The 7,307-nt window shown below is 74.4% G+C and carries 4 protein-coding genes; all 4 read left to right on the forward strand.

Annotated features, from left to right (window positions below; all coding sequences use genetic code 11):
* The coding region (locus ABZ646_RS35645) for an amino acid adenylation domain-containing protein (protein ID WP_360528474.1) at positions 1-2,919 on the forward strand (2,919 nt) is incomplete at its 5' end.
* A 30-nt stretch (positions 2,920-2,949) separates the two neighbouring features.
* The gene (locus tag ABZ646_RS35650; RefSeq protein ID WP_360528477.1) at positions 2,950-4,218 is read left to right on the forward strand and encodes a diaminobutyrate--2-oxoglutarate transaminase; all 1,269 of its coding nucleotides are present in this window, start codon (positions 2,950-2,952) and stop codon (positions 4,216-4,218) included.
* A 29-nt stretch (positions 4,219-4,247) separates the two neighbouring features.
* Positions 4,248-5,195 (forward strand): ornithine carbamoyltransferase, encoded by a 948-nt coding sequence (locus ABZ646_RS35655; protein ID WP_360528480.1) that lies wholly within the window; start codon positions 4,248-4,250, stop codon positions 5,193-5,195.
* Positions 5,196-5,247: 52 nt separating this feature from the next.
* On the forward strand, positions 5,248-7,307 hold a 2,060-nt coding region (locus ABZ646_RS35660), incomplete at its 3' end, for a lantibiotic dehydratase (protein WP_360528483.1).

The following is a 7,307-nucleotide window of genomic DNA, read 5'->3' on the forward strand; positions in this document are numbered from 1 at the left end:
GGAGCGGCCGGCATCGCCGCGGTCCTCGAGCGCGCGCTGCGCCGGCCGGTCGACCTGTCGACCGCGCCGCCGCTGCGGGCCACTCTGGCGCGGCTCGCGCCCGACGACCACCTGCTGGTCGTCGTGGTCCACCACATCGCCTTCGACTTCTCCTCCTGGAACGTCCTCACCCGAGACCTGGCCGCGGCCTACCGCGGCAGGACCACCGGTGTCCGCCACGGGCTGCCGGAGCTTCCCCTGCAGTACTCCGACCTCGCGGCCCTTCAGCGCGAGCGGTCGGCCGGTCCCCGGCTCGCCCGCGGCCTCGACCACTGGCGCTCGCGGCTGGCGGACCTGCCGCCGCTGGACCTGCCGACCGACCGGCCCCGCCCGGCCGAGTTCGACGGCACCGCCGCCGTGGCCCGGTTCACCCTCCCTGCCGATCTGGTGGCACGGGCCGACCGGCTGGCCCGCTCCCGCCGCGCCACCCGTTTCATGGTGCTGCTCGCGGCCTTCCAGGCCCAACTGGGCCGCTACAGCGGGCAGAGCGACTTCGCCGTCGGCACCCCGGTCGCCGGCCGCGGCCACCCCGCCGCCAGGGACCTCGTCGGCCCCTTCGTCAACACCGTGGTGCTGCGCGCCGCCCTGTCCGGCCGACCGGGTTTCGGCGAGCTGGTGGACCGGGTCCGGCACGCGTTCCTGGCCGACCTCACGCACGCCGACACCCCGTTCGAACGCGTGGTCGGCGAGCTGGCCCCGCCCCGCGACCTCAGCCGCAACCCCCTCTTCCAGGTCTCCTTCCTGACCCTCGACTCCCAGGCCGAACCACCCGACCTGCCCGGCCTGTCGGTCGAAGTGGTGCCCGCCCCGGTCGCCGGGACACCGTTCGACCTGGCGCTCGACCTGCTCGGCCGCCCCGACGGCAGCCTCGGGCTGCGCCTGCAGTACGCCACCGCGCTGTTCACGCCCGAGACGGCCGCCCGCATCACCGAGGACTACGTCCGGCTCCTGCACGAGCTGCTCGCCACCCCGGACAAGCCGCTGGCCGGTGCCACCTCCGTACTCGAGCCGCTGCCCGGCGGCGAGCGCCGCCGCCGGCTCGCGCTCGGTGTGGGCAGCGCCCGCGCCGTGCCCCCGCAGACCGTCACCGACCTGTTCGAGCAGCAGGCGCGCCGCACCCCGCACGCCATTGCCGTCAGTTCCGGGGACGGCGAGCTGAGCTACGCCGGACTCGACCGGCGGGCCGACGAGCTGGCACACCGGCTGCGCGGCCTCGGCGTCGGCCGCGGCACCCGGGTGGGCGTTCTGCTGGAGCGCGGCACCGGGCTCCTCGTCGCCCTGCTCGGCGTTCTCAAGGCGGACGCCGCCTACGTCCCGCTCGACCCGCTGCACCCCGCGCGGCGCATCGGCCACCTGATCGAGGACACCAGGGCCGCGGTGGTCGTCACCACCGGCCCGCTGGCCGGACGGGTGGCCGGCACCGGGGCAAGGATCCTTCTGCTCGACGGCGACCCGCCGCCGGCCGGCCCGGCGCACCGGCGCGAGCGGACCACCGGACCGCACGACCTGGCGTACGTCTTCCACACCTCCGGCTCGACCGGCACCCCCAAGGGCGTGCAGATCCCGCACCATGCCCTGACCAACTTCCTGCTCGCCATGGCGGCCCGGCTGGAGCCGGGGCCGGAGGCCACCGTGCTGGGCGTCACCACCGCCTCCTTCGACCCCTCGATGCTGGAGCTGTGCCTGCCGCTGCTGACCGGCGCCCGGCTGGTGCTGGCCGACAGCGAGCAGGCCCGCGACCCCGAGCGCCTGATCCGGCTGATCGGCGAGGCCCGCCCGGATCTGATGCAGGCCACCCCGTCGATGCTGCGGATGCTGGTCGACACGGGCTGGACCCCCGGCCCAGGTCTTACGGTGCTGTCCGGCGGAGAGAAGCTGCACACCGACCTGGCCGCGGCGCTCGCGGCGGACGGAGCCCCGGTCCTGGACCTCTACGGGCCGACCGAGGCCACGATCTGGACCAGCGTGGCCCGGCACGGCGCCGACGGACGGGTAGAGCGGTGGGCGGCGGTGGACAACACCACCGTCCGGGTGCTCGACGACCGGCTGGAGCCGGTGGCCGAGGGCGTCACCGGGCACGTCTGCATCGGGGGCGACGGCCTCGCATGGGGCTACCGGGGGCGGCCCGCCCAGACCGCCGGCGTCTTCCTCCCCGACCCGCACTCCACCGCGCCCGGCGGCCGGCTCTACTTCACCGGCGACCTCGGCCGGATCCGTCCGGACGGCTCGCTGGAGATCCTCGGCCGCAGCGACCACCAGGTGAAGATCCGCGGCCACCGGATCGAACCGGGCGAGATCGAGGCCGCGCTGCTCGCTCTCGACGGCGTCCGCGCCGCCGTGGTGCACCCGACGCCGGACGCCGACGGCGGTCAGCAGCTCACCGCGTACCTGGTCGCGGACGACCCCAAAAACCCTCCCGCCCCCGACGCCCTGCGCGGCGAACTGCTCGACTCCCTGCCCCACCATCTGGTGCCGGCCGCGTTCGTCCTGCTGGACGCCATCCCGACCGCGGTCAGCGGGAAGGTGGACCGCCACGCGCTCCCCGTGCCTGCGCCGCAGGCGGCCGGCCCGGCAGCCGCTCCGCGCACCCCGCGGGAACGGTCCGTGGCCAGGGTCTGGGAAGAGGTCCTCGGCGCCACCGGGATCGGCGCCCACGACGACTTCTTCCTGCTCGGCGGACACTCGCTGCTCGCCACCCGGGTGTCCGTGCGCCTGCGCGCCGCCCTCGGGGTGGACGTCCCCGTACGGGCCCTGTTCGACCACCCCACCGTCGCCGCACTCGCCACGGCCCTGGACGGCTATCCACCGCTGGCCCCGGACGGCCCCCTGCCGCGGCTGACCGCACGCCCGCGCGGCGCGCGCACGACCGCCGGCCGCTGACCGCAACCACCTCCTCGCCCAAGGACCGCCATGACACTCCTCGCGACCACCGACACCTCTGTCTTCGAGAAGATCGAGTCCGAGGTGCGGATGTACTGCCGTACCTTCCCCGTGGTGTTCGAGCGCGCCAAGGGCGCGCTGCTGCACACCGACGACGGCCGGCCCTTCATCGACTTCTTCTGCGGCGCCGGCAGCCTCAACTACGGACACAACCACGACGCCGTCAAGCGGCGCATCATCGACTACCTCGCCGACGACGGCCTCATGCACGGCCTCGACCTGCACACCGTCGCCAAGCGCGACTTCCTCACCCGCCTCACCGAGGTCGTGCTGCAGCCGCGCGGCCTCGACTTCAAGGTGCAGTTCACCGGCCCGACCGGGACCGACGCGGTCGAGGCAGCCCTCAAGCTGGCCCGCCGGGCGACGGGCCGCACCGGCCTGACCGCCTTCACCGGTGCCTACCACGGGATGTCCCGCGGTTCGCTGGAGGTCACCGGCAGCCGCCGCGCCCGCCGCGCGGGCACGGTCGCCGGCGGGGACGTGACCTTCGTCCCCTTCGAGGACGGCCCGCTCGGCCCGTTCGACTCGATCGGCCTGATCGAGCGGCTGTGGGCGGACCCGTCCTCCGGCACCGAACCGCCCGCGGCCGTCGTCGTCGAATCGGTACAGATGGAGGGCGGCGTCTACCCGGCGAGCCGGGAGTGGCTGCGCCGGCTGCGCGAGGTCACCGAACGGCACGGGGTGCTGCTGATCCTGGACGAGATCCAGACCGGCTGCGGCCGCACCGGCGCGTTCTTCGGCTTCGAGGAGTCCGGGATCGTGCCGGACATCGTCACCGTCTCCAAGTCCCTCAGCGGCTACGGGCTGCCGCTCTCGCTCACGCTGTTCCGCCGCGAGCTGGACCTGTGGCAGCCCGGTGAGCACACCGGCACGTTCCGCGGCAACCAGCTCGCCTTCGTGGCGGCCACCGCAGCCTGTGAACTGTGGCAGCGGGACGACTTCCTGAGCGGCCTTCAGCGGGGTGCGGAGCGCCTGGCCCGGTTCCGGGCCGACGCGGCCGCGCTGGACCCCGGCCTCGTGGTGCGCGGCCGGGGCATGGTGCTGGGCGTCGACACCGCCGGGGCCGGCGGTGCGGAGCGGGCCGAGTGCGTCCAGCGACACGCCTTCGAGCGCGGCCTGATCGTCGAGCGCTGCGGCCGCTACGACGAGGTCCTCAAGGTGATGCCCCCGCTGACGATCGAGCCCGGTCTGCTCGACGACGGGCTCGGCATCCTGCTCGACGCCCTGCAAGCGAACTGACGGCCAGCCACCCGAGGAGGAACCCCGCGATGCCCCGCCCCGACCGCCACCACCTGATCTCCGTCGACGACCTGACCGACCGGGAGCTGCGCTGGCTCGTGCACCGCGGCGCCCAGTACGCCGCCGGCGAGTGCGAGGGTGCCCGGCCGCTCGCCGACGCCGTCGTCGGCGTGCTGTTCCGCAAGACGTCCACCCGCACCCGGACCGCGTTCTCGGCCGGCGCGCTCCGGCTCGGCGCGCGGCTGATCACCTATGGTCCCGGCGACCTCCAGGAGAACACCGGGGAGAGCTCCGAGGACACCGGCGACGTGCTCTCCCGGATGCTCGACGTGCTGGTGGCGCGCACCGTGGGCAGCACCGAGGAACTGCGCGCCTACGCCGCCCAGCGGCGGATGGCCGTGGTCAACGCGATGAGCGCCGCCGAGCACCCCACCCAGGCCCTCACCGACCTCACCACGATGCTTCGCCGCTTCGGGCGGATCGAGGGACTGCGGGTGCTGTACGTCGGCGAGGGCAACAACACCGCCTCGGCGCTCGCCCTGGCCCTCAGCCGGTTCCGCGGCACCGAGCTGCACCTGCGGACCCCGCCCGGCTACGGACTGGACGCGGCCTTCCTCGACCGGGCGGCCGTGCACGCCAAGGAGTCCGGCGCGCTGGTCGAGGAACGGCACAACATGGCCGACCTGCCCGAGGTCGACATCGTCTACACCACCCGCTGGCAGACCACCGGCACGACCAAGCCCGACCCCGACTGGCGGCGCGTGTTCGCCCCCTTCCGGGTGGACGCCGCCGTGCTGGCGGCCTGCCCCGGCGCCGTCTTCATGCACGACCTGCCCGCGCACCGCGGCGACGAGGTGACCGGCGAGGTGCTGGACGGCCCCGCGAGCATCGCGTTCCAGCAGGCCGAGAACAAGTACCACAGCGCCCGCGCCGTTCTGGAGTGGTGCCTCGGCGGCATCCCGGCAGAGCCGGCCTGACGACCGGCCGACCGCCGGCCCGGCGCACTCTTCCCAGGGAGGTAGCACAGCAATGTCCGACACCATACGCATGCCCGGCGGCGGGTGGCGCCTGTGGACGCACTTCGCACTGCGCGGGCCCGGTTTCCCCGCCGCGGGAGTACTACGGCTGGCCCCGGAGGGCCTGGCCTCGGCCGCGGACAAGTTCGCCCCCGGGGAGGTGCCGGCGGGGGCGGACTGGCAGGCGTTCGAGGAGGCCTTCTCCGCGGCCGCGGTGCGCACCGCACGCGACCTCCAGGAGATCGCCGCCTCGGCACCGTTCCGCGCCGCGGTCGCCTGGCAGAACCGCACGGTGCTGCGCACCGGCATCAAGCCGTTTCTCGACTGGACACCGTCCGCCGAGGGCCGCACCAGCATGCCCCGCCAACGCGAGGAACTGGTCGCCCACTACTGGCAGCGGTTCTGCGTCAAGAACGACACCATCGGCTTCTTCGGACCGGTCGGCTGGGGCACCTTCGACCCCTCCCGGCGCGGCGTCGAGGTGCACCCCGGCACGGGCCTGGTCGCCGAGTCCCGGGTCTACTTCTCCAGTTGGTCGATGGACGCCCTCGCGAAGGCCATCGACCGCGACCCGCGGGTGCGCGCGTGGACGCCGCCGCGCCAGGTTCCGTTCGTCCGGGTGGTCGACGGCGCGGTGCGCCTGCCCGGCCGCCCGCCGCAGCCGGCTCCGGAACCCGCGCTCACCGTCCTGCGCCTGTGCGACGGGCGCCGGACGCCCGCCGAGATCACCGCCCTGGCCGCCCGGGAGCTGGGCCGCGACCTGCCGGCCGGGGAGGTGACCGAGGCCCTGGAATGGCTGGTCTCGCGCCGCCTGATCGGCTGGAAGCTGGACGTGCCCGCCGGTACCTACCCCGAGCGGGAACTGCGCGCCATGCTGGAGCGCATCGGCGACCCGGCGGTACGGGAACCCGCCCTGGCCAAGCTGGCGGTGCTGGAGACCGGCCGCGACCGGGTCCAGCGGGCGGGCACCGACCCCGAGGAGCTGACCGCGGCGCTCGCCGCCCTGGAGGCGGGCTTCGCCGAGATCACCGAGGTGTCGGCGGTCCGCGAGAAGGGGGCCCGCACCGCGCCCAACCGCGCCCTGGTGTACGCCGACTGCCGCCGGTCCGCCACGGCGACCGTGGGCACCGCCGTCCTGGCCCGGCTCGCTCCGCTGGAGCTGTGCCTGACCGCCGCCCGCTGGATGACCAACCGGTACGCGGAGGCCATCGGCGCACGCGTCCACGAGGCCTACCAGGAGCTGCGGAAGCTGCACGAGCAGGTCGACCTCGGCTCGCTCTGGTTCGCCTGCCTGCCCGCCCCGCACCCCGAATCCCTCACCGACATCGAGCGCATCCAGGCCGAGCTGCGCGAGCGCTGGGCGCGGATCATCGACGCCCCGGCCGGCGCCCGGCGGGTCTCGCTCTCCAGTGCCGCCATCGCCGACCGGGTACGCGAGGCGTTCCCCGAGGGTGGGCGCGGCTGGTCGCTCAGCCGCTACATCAGCCCCGACCTGATGATCGTCGCCGAGGACCTGGACGCCGTCGAACGCGGCGAGTTCCAACTCGTCATCGGCGAACTGCACGTCGCCATGAACACCCTCGCCCAGTCGCTCTTCGTCCACCAGCACCCCGACCGGGGGCAGCTGATCGACGAGACCACCCTCGACTTCCCCGGCCCACGGCTGCTGCCCATGCTGCCCAAGGAGCTTCCGCTCAAGTGGTCCGCCCGCAGCCGGCAGTCCCTGGACCGCCCGGAGGACCACTACGTCGCACTCGCCGACCACAGCGCCGACCCGCACCGCCCGCGCACCGTCCGCTCCGGCGAGGTGCGGGTGGAGGAGCGCGGCGGCGGGCTCACGGCCGTGCTGCCCGACGGCTCGGTCTTCGACCTGCTCGACGTGTTCTGCCACGCGCTCAGCAACCGTGTGATGGACCGCTTCACCCTGCGCCGGGACGGCGACCACTCGCCCCGGATCACCATCGACTCCACCGTCGTCGCGCGGGAGAGCTGGCGGTTCGCCGGCTCCGCGCTGGCCTTCGCCGACGACAAGAGCGAGGCCAGGCGGTTCGTCCGAGCCCGGCAGTGGCGGGA

The organism is Streptomyces sp. NPDC007162 (assembly GCF_040634175.1).
Lineage (GTDB): Bacteria > Actinomycetota > Actinomycetes > Streptomycetales > Streptomycetaceae > Streptomyces.

Excerpts from the sequence above, each read along its gene's own strand:
- ABZ646_RS35655 (WP_360528480.1), top strand. The coding sequence starts at position 4,248 with ATGCCCCGCCCCGACCGCCACCACCTGATCTCCGTCGACGACCTGACC.
- ABZ646_RS35650 (WP_360528477.1), top strand. The coding sequence starts at position 2,950 with ATGACACTCCTCGCGACCACCGACACCTCTGTCTTCGAGAAGATCGAG.